The organism is Gordonia otitidis, assembly GCF_020735545.1.
Taxonomy (GTDB): Bacteria; Actinomycetota; Actinomycetes; order Mycobacteriales; family Mycobacteriaceae; genus Gordonia; species Gordonia otitidis.
Genome location: NZ_CP085974.1, coordinates 2652438 through 2666278, shown reverse-complemented (window position 1 = coordinate 2666278; position 13841 = coordinate 2652438). Strand labels below are relative to the sequence as shown.

The 13841-nt window shown below is 65.5% G+C and carries 20 protein-coding genes and 2 pseudogenes; 13 read left to right on the top strand and 9 right to left on the bottom strand.

Annotated elements, in window-relative coordinates:
• Positions 1–13 precede the first annotated feature (13 nt).
• The 5 genes from LK459_RS12170 to LK459_RS12150 are packed head-to-tail and all read right to left on the bottom strand — an operon-like array spanning position 14 to position 3026.
• A complete protein-coding gene (locus tag LK459_RS12170; protein ID WP_005179518.1) occupies positions 14–424 on the bottom strand; it encodes an arsenate-mycothiol transferase ArsC in 411 nt (136 codons plus the stop codon).
• On the bottom strand, positions 421–846 hold the full coding sequence (locus LK459_RS12165) for an arsenate reductase ArsC (RefSeq protein ID WP_012834432.1): 426 nt from the start codon (positions 844–846) through the stop codon (positions 421–423). The genes LK459_RS12170 and LK459_RS12165 overlap by 4 nt, the downstream gene beginning before the upstream one ends.
• 41 nt (positions 847–887) lie before the next feature.
• Complete coding sequence (locus tag LK459_RS12160; RefSeq protein ID WP_005179509.1) at positions 888–1571, bottom strand: arsenate reductase ArsC; 684 nt, start codon at positions 1569–1571, stop codon at positions 888–890.
• Positions 1564–2667, bottom strand: a complete 1104-nt coding sequence (arsB, locus tag LK459_RS12155; protein WP_005179505.1) for an ACR3 family arsenite efflux transporter — start codon at positions 2665–2667, stop codon at positions 1564–1566. The genes LK459_RS12160 and arsB overlap by 8 nt, the downstream gene beginning before the upstream one ends.
• Entirely contained in the window at positions 2664–3026 is a 363-nt protein-coding gene (locus LK459_RS12150; protein WP_005179499.1) for an ArsR/SmtB family transcription factor, read from the bottom strand. Before LK459_RS12150 ends, arsB begins: the two co-directional genes overlap by 4 nt.
• A gap of 156 nt (positions 3027–3182) precedes the next feature.
• Between LK459_RS12150 and LK459_RS12145 the strand changes: the two genes are divergently transcribed.
• Positions 3183–4463: an integrase core domain-containing protein gene (locus tag LK459_RS12145; RefSeq protein ID WP_174299167.1), complete on the top strand. Its 1281-nt coding sequence runs from the start codon at positions 3183–3185 to the stop codon at positions 4461–4463.
• Positions 4464–4687: 224 nt separating this feature from the next.
• On the opposite strand, the gene LK459_RS12140 is transcribed toward LK459_RS12145, so the two are convergent.
• A complete protein-coding gene (locus tag LK459_RS12140; RefSeq protein WP_227918563.1) occupies positions 4688–5062 on the bottom strand; it encodes a hypothetical protein in 375 nt (124 codons plus the stop codon).
• 4 nt (positions 5063–5066) lie between these two features.
• Positions 5067–5471: a DUF2637 domain-containing protein gene (locus LK459_RS12135; RefSeq protein WP_227918562.1), complete on the bottom strand. Its 405-nt coding sequence runs from the start codon at positions 5469–5471 to the stop codon at positions 5067–5069.
• Positions 5472–5593: 122 nt separating this feature from the next.
• Here LK459_RS12135 and LK459_RS12130 point away from each other — a divergent pair, with 122 nt between their 5' ends.
• From LK459_RS12130 to LK459_RS12085, 10 genes and pseudogenes are all read left to right on the top strand, one after another.
• Complete coding sequence (locus tag LK459_RS12130; RefSeq protein WP_005180194.1) at positions 5594–6943, top strand: Mu transposase domain-containing protein; 1350 nt, start codon at positions 5594–5596, stop codon at positions 6941–6943.
• Positions 6940–7173, top strand: a pseudogene (locus tag LK459_RS12125) (IS21-like element helper ATPase IstB); the annotation flags it as partial. The gene LK459_RS12130 and the pseudogene LK459_RS12125, both read left to right, overlap by 4 nt.
• Positions 7174–7331: 158 nt before the next feature.
• Positions 7332–7865 (top strand): annotated as a pseudogene (locus LK459_RS12120) (transposase); the annotation flags it as partial.
• Positions 7866–8020: 155 nt separating this feature from the next.
• Complete coding sequence (locus LK459_RS12115) at positions 8021–8197, top strand: hypothetical protein (protein ID WP_157227934.1); 177 nt, start codon at positions 8021–8023, stop codon at positions 8195–8197.
• A gap of 25 nt (positions 8198–8222) precedes the next feature.
• A complete protein-coding gene (locus LK459_RS12110; RefSeq protein ID WP_049701078.1) occupies positions 8223–9218 on the top strand; it encodes a DUF3560 domain-containing protein in 996 nt (331 codons plus the stop codon).
• 410 nt (positions 9219–9628) lie between these two features.
• The gene (gene nrdH / locus LK459_RS12105) at positions 9629–9874 is read left to right on the top strand and encodes a glutaredoxin-like protein NrdH (RefSeq protein ID WP_005180267.1); all 246 of its coding nucleotides are present in this window, start codon (positions 9629–9631) and stop codon (positions 9872–9874) included.
• A gap of 86 nt (positions 9875–9960) precedes the next feature.
• Complete coding sequence (locus tag LK459_RS12100) at positions 9961–10617, top strand: DnaB-like helicase N-terminal domain-containing protein (protein WP_005180269.1); 657 nt, start codon at positions 9961–9963, stop codon at positions 10615–10617.
• A 5-nt stretch (positions 10618–10622) separates the two neighbouring features.
• Positions 10623–10832 (top strand): hypothetical protein, encoded by a 210-nt coding sequence (locus LK459_RS12095; RefSeq protein WP_005180271.1) that lies wholly within the window; start codon positions 10623–10625, stop codon positions 10830–10832.
• Positions 10833–10916: 84 nt separating this feature from the next.
• A complete protein-coding gene (locus tag LK459_RS12090; RefSeq protein ID WP_040519563.1) occupies positions 10917–11099 on the top strand; it encodes a hypothetical protein in 183 nt (60 codons plus the stop codon).
• Complete coding sequence (locus tag LK459_RS12085; RefSeq protein ID WP_005180276.1) at positions 11099–11941, top strand: Fic/DOC family protein; 843 nt, start codon at positions 11099–11101, stop codon at positions 11939–11941. Before LK459_RS12090 ends, LK459_RS12085 begins: the two co-directional genes overlap by 1 nt.
• Before the next feature lie 7 nt (positions 11942–11948).
• Here the strand turns inward: LK459_RS12085 and LK459_RS12080 are convergent, their stop codons facing one another.
• The gene (locus tag LK459_RS12080; protein WP_005180278.1) at positions 11949–12284 is read right to left on the bottom strand and encodes a hypothetical protein; all 336 of its coding nucleotides are present in this window, start codon (positions 12282–12284) and stop codon (positions 11949–11951) included.
• Positions 12285–12371: 87 nt separating this feature from the next.
• Complete coding sequence (locus LK459_RS12075) at positions 12372–13091, bottom strand: winged helix-turn-helix transcriptional regulator (RefSeq protein ID WP_064865733.1); 720 nt, start codon at positions 13089–13091, stop codon at positions 12372–12374.
• Positions 13092–13110: 19 nt separating this feature from the next.
• Between LK459_RS12075 and LK459_RS12070 the strand changes: the two genes are divergently transcribed.
• Positions 13111–13497, top strand: a complete 387-nt coding sequence (locus tag LK459_RS12070; RefSeq protein WP_005177618.1) for a nuclear transport factor 2-like protein — start codon at positions 13111–13113, stop codon at positions 13495–13497.
• Positions 13494–13826, top strand: a complete 333-nt coding sequence (locus tag LK459_RS12065) for a TfoX/Sxy family protein (protein WP_005177612.1) — start codon at positions 13494–13496, stop codon at positions 13824–13826. The genes LK459_RS12070 and LK459_RS12065 overlap by 4 nt, the downstream gene beginning before the upstream one ends.
• The last annotated feature ends 15 nt before the right edge of the window (positions 13827–13841 follow it).

Here is a 13841-nt window from a genome sequence, read left to right as displayed (position 1 = left end):
TTCGCGTTCTCGCCTACCGCGCGATGCGGTCGGCGAGGGCGCGGATCCGGTTGGTGATGTCGTCGCGGATCAGCCGCATTCGTTCGATACCGTCGATGCCCCGTCCGGAGGGTTCGTCGGTGTCCCACACTTCGAGGGCGACGCCGTCGGGTGGGGTGACCTCGGCGGTGCCGACCACCACGACCAGGTCCACGGCTTGCATCAGTTCATCGGTGAGTTGCCGCGGCTGATGTCCGACGACGTCGGCGCCGACTTCGGCGAGTACCTGGGCGGACAGTTCGTTGACCTGGCCGCCGATTTTCGCGTTGGTGCCGGCTGAGGATGGGGTGATCCGGTCGGTGACTGTCGGTGTGAGGTGTTCGGCCATCACCGATTTGCCGCGGTTGGACACGCACACGAACAACACCTGCGGTGGTGTGCTCATTGGCCGACCTGCTGGTCGGCGGGTACCAGTTCGTCGAGGAGGTTCGCGACGAGTCCGCGGATCTGATCGCGGATGGGGCGGACCGCGTCGATGCCTTGGCCGGCTGGGTCGTCGAGAGCCCAGTCCCGGTAGCTGACGCCGGGGAACACCGGGCACGCATCGCCACAGCCCATGGTGATCACGACGTCGGAGGATTCGACGGTGTCGGGGGTGAGGATCTTCGGTGACTGTGCGGAGATGTCGATACCGACTTCAGCCATCGCCTCGACCGCGGCCGGGTTGATGGAGTCGGCGGGAGCAGATCCGGCGGAGCGGACCTCGACGCTGCCCTGGCTCAAGGCGGTGAGGAAACCGGCGGCCATCTGCGAGCGGCCAGCGTTGTGGACACACACAAATAGCACCCTAGGTCGAGATGTAGACATGAGACACAAGCCCTTTCAGCTGTGAAGGAACATCAGATACGTCACACACGTTCGGTGGTGAGTTCGGTGAGAAGACCACGAACTCGGGCGTCAAGATCGTCGCGGATCGCGCGAACCTCGTCGAGGGGACGGCCCTGGGGGTCCGCGACCGTCCAGTCCAGATAGCGTTTGCCGGGATAGATCGGACACGCGTCGCCGCAACCCATGGCTACGACCACGTCGGCGGCGGCGACTACATCGTCGGTGAGCGGTTTGGGGTACTGCGTGCCCATGTCGACGCCGATCTCGGTCATTGCTTCGACGACGGTCGGGTTGATCGAGTGCGCGGGGGCTGACCCGGCGGAGCGCACGTGTACCCGCCCGGCGGCGTGGTGGGTCAACAATCCGGCGGCCATCTGTGAGCGGCCGGCGTTCTGGACGCAGACGAACAGAACTTCGGGCACATCCTTGGGCACCGATCCATCGGACTGGGCCAGGGCGCGTAACCGATCAGCCGCGAACCTGCCCGCCAAGGTCGTCAGGTGCGCATGCACCCGGGAGGTGCGCCGTAAGGCGGTGTAGGACTCGAACACACAGCGTTCCACCGTCTGGCGAGACACCACCCCCTCATACTTGGCGGCCAGGTCAGCGGCGGTACGGGCGAGCACGGCATGGGGCATCAACAGTTCGGGCTGCGCGCGGTGTTCACTGCGACTTAGCTGCTCGTCCAACAGATCCTCAGGCATCGCGAGCCGGCTCCTTCGACACATCCGGGCTGGAGGCAGTGGTTGGGGTGGTGAAGCGTTTCCGCAGTGCCAGGGACACGTACACGAGGGCGACGAGGACGGGGACCTCGATGAGTGGTCCGATGACTCCGGCCAGGGCCTGGCCGGATGTTGCACCGTAGGTGGCGATCGCGACGGCGATGGCGAGCTCGAAGTTGTTGCCCGCGGCGGTGAACGCCAGCGTGGTGGTTCGCGCATACCCCAGCCCCATCGCGGCCCCGAGCACGAACCCACCGCCCCACATCACCGCGAAGTAGATCAGCAGCGGCAGAGCGATCCGCACGACGTCCCACGGCTGCGACGTGATCTGCTCACCTTGCAACGCGAACAGGATGACGATGGTGAACAGCAACCCGTAAAGGGCCCACGGCCCGAGACGCGGCAGGAACGAGGACTCGTACCAGTCGCGGCCTTTGGTTCGCTCGCCGATGCGGCGGGTGAGGAAGCCTGCGACCAGGGGTATACCGAGGAAGATCAGCACCGACTTCGCGATCTGCCACGGCGAGGTGTCGATGGTGGTCTGCTCCAGGCCCAGCCATCCGGGCAACACCGAGAGGTAGAACCAACCCAGCACGGCGAACATGACCACCTGGAACACCGAGTTCAGTGCGACGAGAACAGCAGCGGCTTCGCGGTCGCCGCACGCCAGGTCGTTCCAGATGATGACCATCGCGATGCATCGGGCCAGGCCGACGATGATCAGTCCGGTCCGGTACTCCGGCAGATCCGGGAGCAGGAGCCAGGCCAGCGCGAACATCAACGCCGGTCCGATGATCCAGTTCAACGCCAACGACCCGAGTAGCAGGCGACGATCACCGGTGACCGAGTCGAGTCGGTCGTAGCGCACCTTGGCCAGCACCGGATACATCATGATCAGCAATCCGAGGGCGATCGGCAGCGAGATGCCGTCGAGCTCGACCGCCGCCAAAGTGTCACCCAGGCCGGGGACGACTCGACCGAGCAGCAGTCCGGCGACCATCGCGGCGCCGATCCACACCGGCAGAAACCGGTCCAGCGTCGACAACTTGCCCGCGACCGCGGTGTCGGTGGCGGTCACTGGTCGGCCTCACACGACCGCGTTTCCCCCACGACCGTGGCGAGATCGCCCAGCAGGCCCGACAGTTGTTGCAGCGCTTCGGTGTTCACCCGGTAGTACACCCAGGTCGCGCGGCGCTCGCTGGTCACCAGACCCGCCTGGCGCAGCACCTTCAGATGGTGCGAGATCGTCGGCTGCGACAGCTCGAACGGCCCGGAGATGTCGCACACGCACGCCTCGCCGCCCGGATGCGCAGCGACCTCCGACAGCAACCGCAGTCGAACCGGATCAGCGAGTGCCTTCAACAGTGGGGTGACAGCCTCGGTCTCGTCGCTACTGAGGCCGCGGCCGGGTGGCAGCAGGAGATTCTTATTCGACACGCGTCAATATTGACACACGTCGATGCAGGCAACAAGGTGGCCGACCTGGAAGCAGGCTTGCGCTTTCGCGTTGGTGTCCACGACAAGCAACCGGTTGGGCTCCGATCGAACCGCCATCCTCGGGTCAGCTCACGTGCCGCATTCAACGCTCAGACGGTGGCTGTTAATGAACCTATCGACCCTGTCGTCCGGCTAGCTATCTCGCAGTGGCCTGATGATGCACCCCGCGGAGCGGTCTCAACATTCTGCGTCGAACACGGAATTTCTCGAAAGTCGTTCTACGAGCTGCGTAAACGCGCCAAAGTCGAGGGGCCCGCGGCAGCCCTCGAACCGCGGACCCGCCGCCCAAAGTCGAGCCCGTCAGCGCTCAGTGACGAGGTCAAGTCACAAGCGGTGGCGGTGCGCGCCGCCTTGGAAAGGTCGGGTCTGGACCACGGACCGATCAGCGTGCACGACAAGATGCGGTCGATGGGCATGGCACAGGTCCCCTCGACAGCATCGCTGGCCCGCATCTTCCGCGATGCCGGAGTAGCCCGGCGTGAACCGAAAAAGAAGCCCCGCTCGGCGTGGCGGCGGTTCGTCTATCCCGCACCGAATGCGTGCTGGCAACTCGACGGCACCGAATACGTTCTGACCGGCGGACGTACGTGCGTCATCCTGCAACTGATCGACGATCACTCTCGCTACGCCGTGGGCTCCCACGTGGCCGCCGGTGAGACCTCCGACGCCGCGATCGCGGTGTTCGACAAGGCGGTGACCGCTCACGGCGTGCCCCAGCGACTCCTCACCGACAACGGGCCCGCTTTCAACCCCTCACGCCGCGGCCGCATCGGTCAACTCGTCGAACACGCCCACGCGCTCGGAGTCGAAACAATCACCGGCAAGCCCTACAAGCCCACCACGCAGGGCAAGAACGAACGCTTCCACCAGACACTGTTCCGCTACCTGGACAAACAGCCACTTGCCGACACCCTGGCCGAGTTGCAGGCCCAGGTCGACGCGTTCGACCACATCTACAACACCGAGCGGCCTCACCAAGGACTGCCCGGGCGGGTCACACCGTTGACCGCCTGGCAGGCAACACCGAAAGCCGACGCGCCACACCCCAAATTCGGTCGGCCGTTGCTCGATCCGCCGACACCACGCCCTCGGCCCGCACAGCGGCAACCCACCGACCTACCCGACGGCGTCCTGGCCAGAACTGTCAGCACCTCCGGCACCATCAGCGTGGACGCAGTCACCTACATGGTCGATGTGGACCACGCCTTCGACCAGGTCCTCGTTGTCACCGACGACAACACAATCGTCATCGCCAACACCGAAGGCGAAGTCCTCGTCGAACACCCCCGACCCGCCCCAGGAATCACCTACGTCGGAAATCGACAACCCCGCGGCCCACGCCCCACCAAGAAGACCGCACCGTCACCGAAGTCCTGACACACCAAGTGTCACCAATGTCCAGATGCAGAAACGTCACCGATGTCCCGATACATCACACGAACATGCACAGAGTCTAACCCCGGTTCTCGAATGGGTGTTCGATGCATGTGTAGTCTGTTCGGGTAGGTGGGGGTGTGCCTGGAACGGGAAGTCTGGGACCACACGCACCCCCGCCGACTCATGTATTCACGGCGTACTCACGAGACGATTGCCTGGCGTGCTCAGTGGGCGTGGGCGAGTGCGGGCTGATCCGCTGTGTGCACACGCTCGCTGCGCGGCGACGCGTCGGCGGTGCACTCGGCCGCGAGGTCGCGCCAACGGCCGATCGTGGTTCTGTGCACGCCGGTGAGGTCGGCGGTCTGCTCGCGGTGGACTCGGAGTCGTTCGGCGACGAGTACGCGCGCGACCACACGGTCGTCGTTGCGACCTCGGCTGCACACGAGTCGGGCCAGGTCGAGGTCGGAGTCGGTGATCTGTGCGTCGAGGTCCGTGAGGCTCAGTGGCGAGGTGTCTGCGTCGTCCTGTGCATTGTTGTGTTGCGGGTGCGGCTCTGTCGGTGCGCTGACCTGCGGGTGTGCATGGGGTGCACTGTCCACAGGGTCATGCTCGACGTCCGGCGTCCGGTTGTGCGCGGTTACTCCCCCGCCGGCCCAGACGTGCATGACCAGGCCGTGGATGCTTGCCAGCAGGGCCAGGGGCGCCACGATGGCGATGGCCACGGCCATCAGGCCGTGCATGACCCCTGGTCGCTGGCCAGGAATGCGTGGCCGGCATTGCCGGCGACACTGACTGTGCTGGAGATCGCCAGCATCGCGAAGTGGTATCGCTTGCCGGCGTCGTCGCGGCGTAGACGCACCAGGTGGCTTGCAGAATGAAGACGTCGATCACGACGGGTAGGAGCCAGGTCAGGCGGTCCGGGATGGCCCCGGACATGCGGGCGAGGTCGCTCAGTGCTGTGAAGCTCAGGGTGAATGAGGCCGCAACGACGATGATGACGGCGCTCATCGAAATTCCCCAGTGATGCTCATCTGAATTCCCCACCCGTGTGGCACCGCCAGAGTAGGCGGGCCTCCCGTGATGCTGATGGTCTCTGACCACTCACCAACTATCTCGGGAGGCCCGCTTTCATGTTGACACGGGAGAACGATGTGGAAGTACATGCACTACACAAACGGGGGTGGACGATCTCGGCGATCGCCCGCCACACCGGGCACGACAGGAAAACCATTCGCGCCTACCTCAAGGGTGAGCGCAGCCCGGGCGAGCGTAAGAAGTCGGCGGCGGATCCGTTCGAGCCGTTCCTGGCCTACGTCACCGCGCGTCTGGTTGAGGACCCACATCTGTGGTCACGGACGTTGTGCGACGAACTCGAGGACCTCGGCTACACCCAGTCCTATCCGACATTGACCCGCCAGATCCGGCAACGTGGCCTGCGTCCGACATGTGAGGCGTGCGCCCTGGTGACGGAGCGGGCGAACGCGGTCGTCGAGCATCCGCCGGGTGAGGAGACGCAATGGGATTGGGTGGAGTTACCGAACCCGCCGGACGAATGGGGTTGGGGTTCAACAGCATTCCTGCTTGTCGGGTCGTTGGCGCATTCCGGCAAATGGCGGGGCTACCTGGCGCCGGATATGACTCGCCCGCAGGTGATCGCCGGGATCGACCGCATCACCCGCCGACTCGGCGGGGTCACCAAGTCGTGGCGATTTGACCGGATGGCGACGGTTTGCCACCCGTCGACCGGCGCGTTGACCGCCGAGTTCGCTGACGTGGCCAAGTATTACGGGGTCTCGGTCGATGTGTGCCCACCTCGCAGAGGCAATCGCAAGGGTGTGGTGGAGAAGTCCAATCACACTGCTGCACAACGCTGGTGGCGCACCCTTCCCGACGAGACGACACCCGAACAAGCGCAAACCAGCTGCGACACCTTCTGCCGCACCCGCTCGGATGCACGGATGCGCCCGACCTCTGATGGTCGGGCGAGTGTGATCATGGTGGCCGCTCGCGAACCGCTCAGCGCCCCACCAGCGGCTCCGTATCCGGCCACGCTCACCGAGATGCGCACGGTATCGCGCCAGGCGCTGGTGGCGTGGCGCGGCAACCAGTACTCGGTGCCGCCGGAGGTGGCGATGAGTGAAGTCACCGTGAGCGAGCGGCTCGGGGACGGACACATCGACATCGCCACCGATTCGGGCATCGTGATCGCGCGGCACCGCCTCGCCACGCCCGGGTCGGGCGCCCAAGTGCGTGATCACGGGCATGTCGTCGCGCTGGAGACCCTGGCCAAAGCCGGCGCCTCCAGCAGCCGTCGGCCGCATCGCCGCAAAGAACGTATCCCACCCGGCCAGGCCGCCCGAGACGCCGCAAACACACTGCGCCACAACACAACCAACACCGACGATACCGGCCCGCAGGCATCGATCATCGACATGAGCGTGTACGAACGCGCCGCACAGAACAGGACCCACCTCCCATGACCACCAACACCAACACCGACACCGACACCGACAATGCTGGGCTGGACTCTTCGAATAGTGTTGGGCCACAGTCACAATCAGCGATCTCGGTCTACCAGCAACTACGCGGACATCTCGCCGTCCTCAAACTCGACGCCGCAGCCGAAGCCCTGCCCCAAGTCTTGGCGGCCGCCAGCGAGCACGAGTGGTCGATGACCCAGACTCTCGAGCACCTGCTGGGCATCGAGGTCGGGGTCCCGGTAGTAATGGCGCAAAAAACAACGAAGTTCGCGTAGTGCCTGGTCAGCGGCGATTTCTCGGTTCGGGCTGCGGGCCGGGGTGGTTGGTGCTTGGCAGCCTCGCCACCCTGCGAACGGTGTTTCGTCCGCTCGCGATCCGCTACGGGCTGTGGATCTCACGTGCCGAGGTCGCCGAGATAGCGTTCACCGCGTTCACCTCCAAAGCCAAAGCGCTGCAGGTTCCCGGGCGGCTGGTGGTGCGCCGTATCCCCGACTTCCGACCCGAGGGCGACGGCCTGTTCGATGTGTGGCGATTCCACGCCTTCTTCACCACCAGCGACCTCGACACCGTCACCGCCGACAAGACCCACCGCGCCCACGCGGTCATCGAACAAGTTCACGCCGATCTCAAAGCCTCCGCGCTCGCGCATCTGCCGTCGGGAAAGTTCTGCGCGAACGCCGCCTGGCTGGTGTGTGCGGTCATCGCGTTCAACCTGACTCGTGCTGCCGCCAGCCTCAGCGGCGGGCGTCTGGCCAAAGCCACCACATCCACGGTCCGCCGCACCCTGATCTGCATTCCGGCGCGTATCGCGTCCTCAGCCCGGCGCATCACCATGCACCTACCCGCCCGATGGCCGTGGGAAACCGAATGGAACCTGTTGTTCGACAACACTATTCACCGAAGACCGCCAACCTGGCCCTAACCACCCCGGCCCAACAGCCTCGATCCCGAAACCCGGTGAAACAAGCCGACATCAGAGATCGGCAACTGGCTCATGCCCGCCACCCAGGCCGAACGTGCTCAACACTTTTCACCACACCGCAAAAGCCGATCGGTGGATCGAGGCTAAGCCGCCCCATGACCGACGAGACCACCACCGACCAGCCGCGCCGCGTCCCCTGGGTCAGCAACGACCAGGCACCCGTCTACCAACTCCCCCGACGCCGCCACCGGCACAGGCCACCACCACCGCCACCACTCGATGACGACACCCTGCGCCGACTCCGCGCCGCCATCGAAGCCACCACCGACTAACCCCAGCACCGAAAGGACCCCCGACATGGCTGACCTCACCATCACCCACACCCACGCCGACGGAACCCTCATCGACGGCACCAGCAAAGGCGACGGCACAAATGCGCTCCTGAAAAGCGCCGGGTGGCGGTGGTTTCGCACACTCGGCACCTGGGGAATCCCCCACAGCCGCGACCGCCAACCAAACACCCACATCATCGACCGCGCCCGCGCCGCCCTCGAACAAGCAGGCCACACCGTCACCCTCGACATCGACAACACCCACCGCGACACCGCCACCGTCGAAGCCGACCGCGCCCAACGCCAACAAGACCGCGCCGACGCCCTCGACGCCAAAGCAGCACGCCGCCACGACCAGGCCGACACCGCATGGCAACGCCACCACGACGCCACCGCCGCACTCCCACCATTCGGCGAACCCGTCCACGTCGGCCACCACAGCGAACGCCGACACCGCAACGCACTCGACAAAGCATGGAACAGCATCGGCACCGCAGTGCACGCCCAAAACGACGCCGACGAAGCCGAACGCCGCGCCCACGTAGCCAGCCGCACAACCGAACACCGCTACAACCCCGTCACCGTCGCCAACCGCATCGACAAACTCGAAGCCGAACAACGCGCCGACCAACGCCGACTCGACGGCCACACCCGCACCGTCGCCAACCTCCCCGGAGGCCAGAAACTCACCGAAACCACCACCGCCGCCACCGGCGACTACCGCCAAGCCATCACCGAGCGCATGGCCCAACGCGCCGACGACATCGCCTACTGGCGCGCCGTCCGCGCCGACCAGATCGCCGCCGGCCACACCGGCGACTACAGCCGCGACACCATCGCCAAAGGCGACCAGGTGAAGATCCGCTTCCACGGCTGGGTCCCCGTCGTCCGCGCCAACGCCAAAACCGTCAGCGTCGAAACCCCCGCACCCTACGGCGGCCGCCTCATCCGCCGCACCATCCCCTACCAAGAAATCCAAGGCCACCGCCCACCACACACCGACAACAACGAGACCCCCTAACCCAGCAACGCCCGGCCACCCCTCCCAGGTGGCCGGGCCGTGCCGGATCTGCCTGGCGCGGGCATCGAGCCCGCGCCAGGCAGTCACGCGTGGTCGCCACACGCCGCGCGCGATGGCCTTCCCTGACCGCCGGATTATCACAAGCACGAGCCGCGCCCCTGTCAATTACATTCCACCAACTGATTGGCACGCGCTCCATTTCGCTACCGCTCAATACCGCTTATTTCGCGCCAATTACCCGGCTCCATTACATGGACAGAAACACAACTCGCACGTGATCGGCAGCCAACAGGAAAAGACACATTAAGACATCACAAAATGGGCAATACATGTTGTGCCGCAACACAATACGAGATATAATCGAACGTATATCACAGACGTTCACGCTCCCCGAAAGAAGGTCACAGAAAATGAATGAGGACCCCGACATCACCGTTTACTCCAAGCCCGCATGTGTGCAATGCAATGCGACCTACAAAGCCCTCGACAAGCACGGATTGACCTACCGCGTGGTCGACGTCACCCAGGACTCCGACGCCCGTGACTACGTCCTGTCACTCGGCTACCTCCAGGCCCCCGTCGTCGTCGCCGGCGAACAGCATTGGGGAGGCTTCCGCCTGGACCACATCAAGTCACTTGCCGCCCAGGCCGCGTGAAAGGACTGATCTGGCATGGCAATTGATGACAAGCGCCTCGCCCACGAAGACGCCACCCGCGCCGTAGCTGCCTGACAATTTCCCTCATGGACCCCATCGACCCGGACCCCGACAGGAGTGACGACGACATGACCGCCACACTGAGCGAGCTACCCGTCGAGGAGATCCCGTCGGCCGACGTCGACGACCTCGTCGAGGACGACGCCTACACCTCAGTCGGATCACTCGGAGACGACCCCGAAGCGGAGATCGACGTCGCCACCGACCTCGAACAGGAACTACTGTCCGCGCTGATGTGGGCTCCGCCGGCCATCGCACGCGCCGTGACCGCCCAGCTCGACACCAAACACTTCTGGATTCCCCAACACGCACGTATCTTCGCAGCGATCGCCGCCGTCGCCACGAACGCCGCACCCTCTCCTGCTCTGGTCAATGCGCAGTTGCTGGCGACCGGTGGGCAGGGCGAGTTCAGCACCCGAAGCGCCCAGCAGACCATGCTCAGCCTGGTCGCTCCCACCCACCGGCCGGTCGCTGTTGCCGGCCAGGTGCCCTACCTCGCTATCTGCGTCATCGACGGGTGGTACCGCCGCGGCTACACCGCACTGCTCACCGCGATGGACCAGCGCCGCCAAGAAGCACCGATCGAGGAACTGTCCGGGCACTGGGCGCAGCTCACCCGATACCAGCAACGCGCCGAATCCGAATGGCTCACCCGCCGCCAAGCCCTCACCGAAGTGGAGTGATGACAATGACCATGACCGACACCGAATACGGCCACGAAACAGACGAATACCGTCAGCGCCTCGCCCACGACCTCCACAAGATCGACGGCCTGCCCCTGGCCGCGGTCGCCGACGAATTCAACGTGTCGCTGCCTGAGATCCAGAACTGGATCGCCACCTACATCGCCCGCAGCGACGCCGCGGCCGCCGCCACGCAACCACCACTGTTCGAGTGAGGACACCACCATGACCGATAGCCCCGGTAACACCCGGTGAGCAGGTAGAATCAACCGTGAACCACCACAGGAAGGTGATTGCTGATGGCCACCACCACACGCACCGATGAACAGATCCTCGCCGCCGCCGATGCCGGCCACGAAATGGCTGGCATGGTGGCTACCGATGCTGACCGGGCCGCCGCCCTGCGCGTGCTGCGCGGCGAGACCACCCCCGAGCAGGAAGCCGCCAGGGTTCTCGCCGAAATCCGGTCACGCCACTCTTAGTGACCACGTCCTCATCATCCGGCGACGAGGCCGGGCAGGTTCGCGACAACCTGCCCGGCCTCTCGTCTGTCACCGACCTCGAGGAGTTCGAGCGCCGCATGGCCTACGTCCGGGTGGCCGAGCTCGAGCAAAATCCCGCGATTGCCGGCGGTGACTTCACGTTCGACACCCTGCGCGACATCCACGGTTGGATTCTCCACGACGTCTACCCATGGGCCGGGCAGCTGCGCTCTACCGACACCCAGGCGATGGGTATGGCGCACTGTCGGCCGGCGTTCCTGGCCGGCGAGCTGCACCGGGTGTTCGGCGGGATCACCACCGAGCGGCCCTCCCCCGTCGACCGGGAATCAGCGATCGCCACAACCGCCCATCACTGGGGTGAGCTGACCGGTGTTCACCCGTTCATCGACGGGAACTCCAGAAGCCAGCGGGTGTTCTTCCACCGCTACCTCGCCGACGCCGGATGGGACATCGACTGGCGCGTCATCGACGCCGCCGCGGTGCACGCCGCCCGCCACGTCGCGATGGCCACCACCGACTCATCGTTCCTCGCCGCCGAGCTTGCACCCGGGGTGGTGCGCCTGGGCGACACCGCGCCGGGGTCCCTGGCCGCCACCCAAGACACCCGAGATCCCGCGAAAGCGGCCGCAGTGTTCCGGGCGATGATCATGCACCGACGGGCCGGGGGAACCGCAGAAACGTTCCGGTCGGAGGCTGCGGCCGCGGGCCCGATGGCCGGCCCGTCCGGACAGATCGCCGCCTCACGGCCTTACCGGGGGCGCGGCGAGCAGAGCGCATCAATCCAGTCGCGGCCGGATCGGCCGCGCGGTCGGGGCCGCTAGAGCGAGGTCACCACCTGGTGGGTGCCGACGGGGTGTGGCGGGCACTGGTGCCGGCGACGCCGGCGAACGCCGCGAGCATAAGCAGCGGCAGCAGGAAGAACATCACGACCGCGGCGGCGAACGCAGCGCGCAGCAGGATCGGGCTCCAGGTCCGCGCGGGAACCCACCGCGGCCGGTAGCCCGGGCCGATCGGCGCCAGCCAGTGACCCGGGCGGGGTCGGCGCACGAGGAACCCGACGAGGACGCTGAACGCGAACGTCGCCGCACCGAGCATGAGCCACACGGTGAGGAACACCGCGCCGAAGCTGGCGTGGGCGAGCATGTTGTCGATCGCGTCGACCATGATGTCTCCTCATCGGCTGGTGGTCTGTTAGTGGTATCAGAGTGCTCGGACATTGCACTGCGCGCCATTCGCCGCGCGGATGTTGGTCTAGATGTACTGACCGGGGACGTTAGTCGACGCTTGCGGCGCCGGTAGAACTCGCGTCAGGGTCGCGGCATCGCCGGTGACATCCACGCCATGCGCGATAGCGGCGGGCAGAGGCATTGCGCCTTGCAGGAGGGCAACCAGTACCGGCCCGGGGCCTGCAACACGCGCCAGGGGGCTGACATCGCGCTGGCAAGGGTTCACCGTGATGGTCCCGTCGGCGGCGGTGAGGTCGAAGCCGTCGTCGAAGGTGCCGAACCGGATCACGATCGGTGGCTCGTCCGGTCTGTGATCCGCGAGGAGGAAGCGTGCCGGTTGGCTGAGCCAGTGCATCTGGAAGATCGCATCACTCGGCGCCTCTGGAACCGTCGGTGCACCCCACTTCAGAAGCTCGCGCAGCACTCCGTCCAGGGCCCGGCCACGCTCGGTAAGCCGATACGTTGGCGTGCCCGGGATTCCTGGGGCGGGCTCGCGGGCGACGACACCGTTGGTCTCGAGGTCCCGCAGGCGCTGGGTGAGCAGGTTCGTCGCGATGCCAGGCAGGCCGCGCTGGACTTCACCAAAGCGCAATGCTCCCCCGATCAGCAGCTCACGCACGATCAGGAGAGTCCACCTGTCACCGACGACATCCAGGGCGCGAGCGATCGAGCAAAGCTGTCCGTAGGACTTCACCTGAACCCCCTTGACTTTATCAAGTGCCTGCTTGAAAGTATCAAGCACCATTCTCACACCAAGGAGAGCCATGCCCGCCACCCTGTCTTCTGCCGCACCTCAGACACTCAAGGACTACTACCGGATCCTCGAGTCCGGCATCGACAGTTACCAGGACGGGGCTGACCTACGGCCTCTGCTGGATGACCACCTCGACTTCACGGGCTCCCTCGCTGGACACCTCCCCGACGCCACCGATGGCTTCCTGGGCGGGGTCGCCGGGTTCATCGCGACGGTCAAGCAGATCGAGATCATCCACGACGTGCACGGCACTAACAGCTCCGCCGTGCTCTACACGGCGACCATGCCCGGCGGTCCCATGACCTTCGCGGAGTTCTTCACCTTCGACGGCGGACGCATCGCGTCCTTGAACCTTCACTACAGCGGCCCCGAGTACATCGAGAAGGGTGGACGATGACGGCACAGAAGGACCTGGTCGAGCGAGTTCGTGACGCGCTAAGAGCTCGCAACCCTCGTGAGGTGTCGATGTTCGGGGGAGTGTCGTTCATGGTCGAGGACCGGATGGTTGTCGCCGCTCGTCGGGAAGGGACGCTCCTGCTACGCATCGACCCCACTGACGCGGAAGACCTGCTCACCCGCCCTGGTGCTCACCCTGCGCTCATGGGCGCAGATCGCCCCATGGGCGACGGCTGGATCAGCGTCGAGCAGGCCGCACTCCAGGGACCTGGGCTCGAGTCCTGGCTCGAGCCAGCACTCACCTTCCATGCAGCGCAAGGCGCCGAGTAGAGATCTCTACTCCAA

Bases quoted from the DNA above. Each gene is read 5' to 3' on its own strand.
- nrdH (WP_005180267.1), top strand. From the start codon at position 9,629: ATGAATGAGGACCCCGACATCACCGTTTACTCCAAGCCCGCATGTGTG.
- LK459_RS12130 (WP_005180194.1), top strand. From the start codon at position 5,594: ATGTTGACACGGGAGAACGATGTGGAAGTACATGCACTACACAAACGG.
- LK459_RS12115 (WP_157227934.1), top strand. From the start codon at position 8,021: ATGACCGACGAGACCACCACCGACCAGCCGCGCCGCGTCCCCTGGGTC.
- LK459_RS12070 (WP_005177618.1), top strand. From the start codon at position 13,111: ATGCCCGCCACCCTGTCTTCTGCCGCACCTCAGACACTCAAGGACTAC.
- LK459_RS12075 (WP_064865733.1), bottom strand. From the start codon at position 13,091: ATGGTGCTTGATACTTTCAAGCAGGCACTTGATAAAGTCAAGGGGGTT.
- LK459_RS12160 (WP_005179509.1), bottom strand. From the start codon at position 1,571: ATGCCTGAGGATCTGTTGGACGAGCAGCTAAGTCGCAGTGAACACCGC.
- LK459_RS12090 (WP_040519563.1), top strand. From the start codon at position 10,917: ATGGCCACCACCACACGCACCGATGAACAGATCCTCGCCGCCGCCGAT.
- LK459_RS12110 (WP_049701078.1), top strand. From the start codon at position 8,223: ATGGCTGACCTCACCATCACCCACACCCACGCCGACGGAACCCTCATC.
- LK459_RS12100 (WP_005180269.1), top strand. From the start codon at position 9,961: ATGGACCCCATCGACCCGGACCCCGACAGGAGTGACGACGACATGACC.
- LK459_RS12065 (WP_005177612.1), top strand. From the start codon at position 13,494: ATGACGGCACAGAAGGACCTGGTCGAGCGAGTTCGTGACGCGCTAAGA.
- LK459_RS12080 (WP_005180278.1), bottom strand. From the start codon at position 12,284: ATGGTCGACGCGATCGACAACATGCTCGCCCACGCCAGCTTCGGCGCG.
- LK459_RS12095 (WP_005180271.1), top strand. From the start codon at position 10,623: ATGACCATGACCGACACCGAATACGGCCACGAAACAGACGAATACCGT.
- LK459_RS12165 (WP_012834432.1), bottom strand. From the start codon at position 846: ATGTCTACATCTCGACCTAGGGTGCTATTTGTGTGTGTCCACAACGCT.
- LK459_RS12170 (WP_005179518.1), bottom strand. From the start codon at position 424: ATGAGCACACCACCGCAGGTGTTGTTCGTGTGCGTGTCCAACCGCGGC.
- LK459_RS12135 (WP_227918562.1), bottom strand. From the start codon at position 5,471: ATGAGCGCCGTCATCATCGTCGTTGCGGCCTCATTCACCCTGAGCTTC.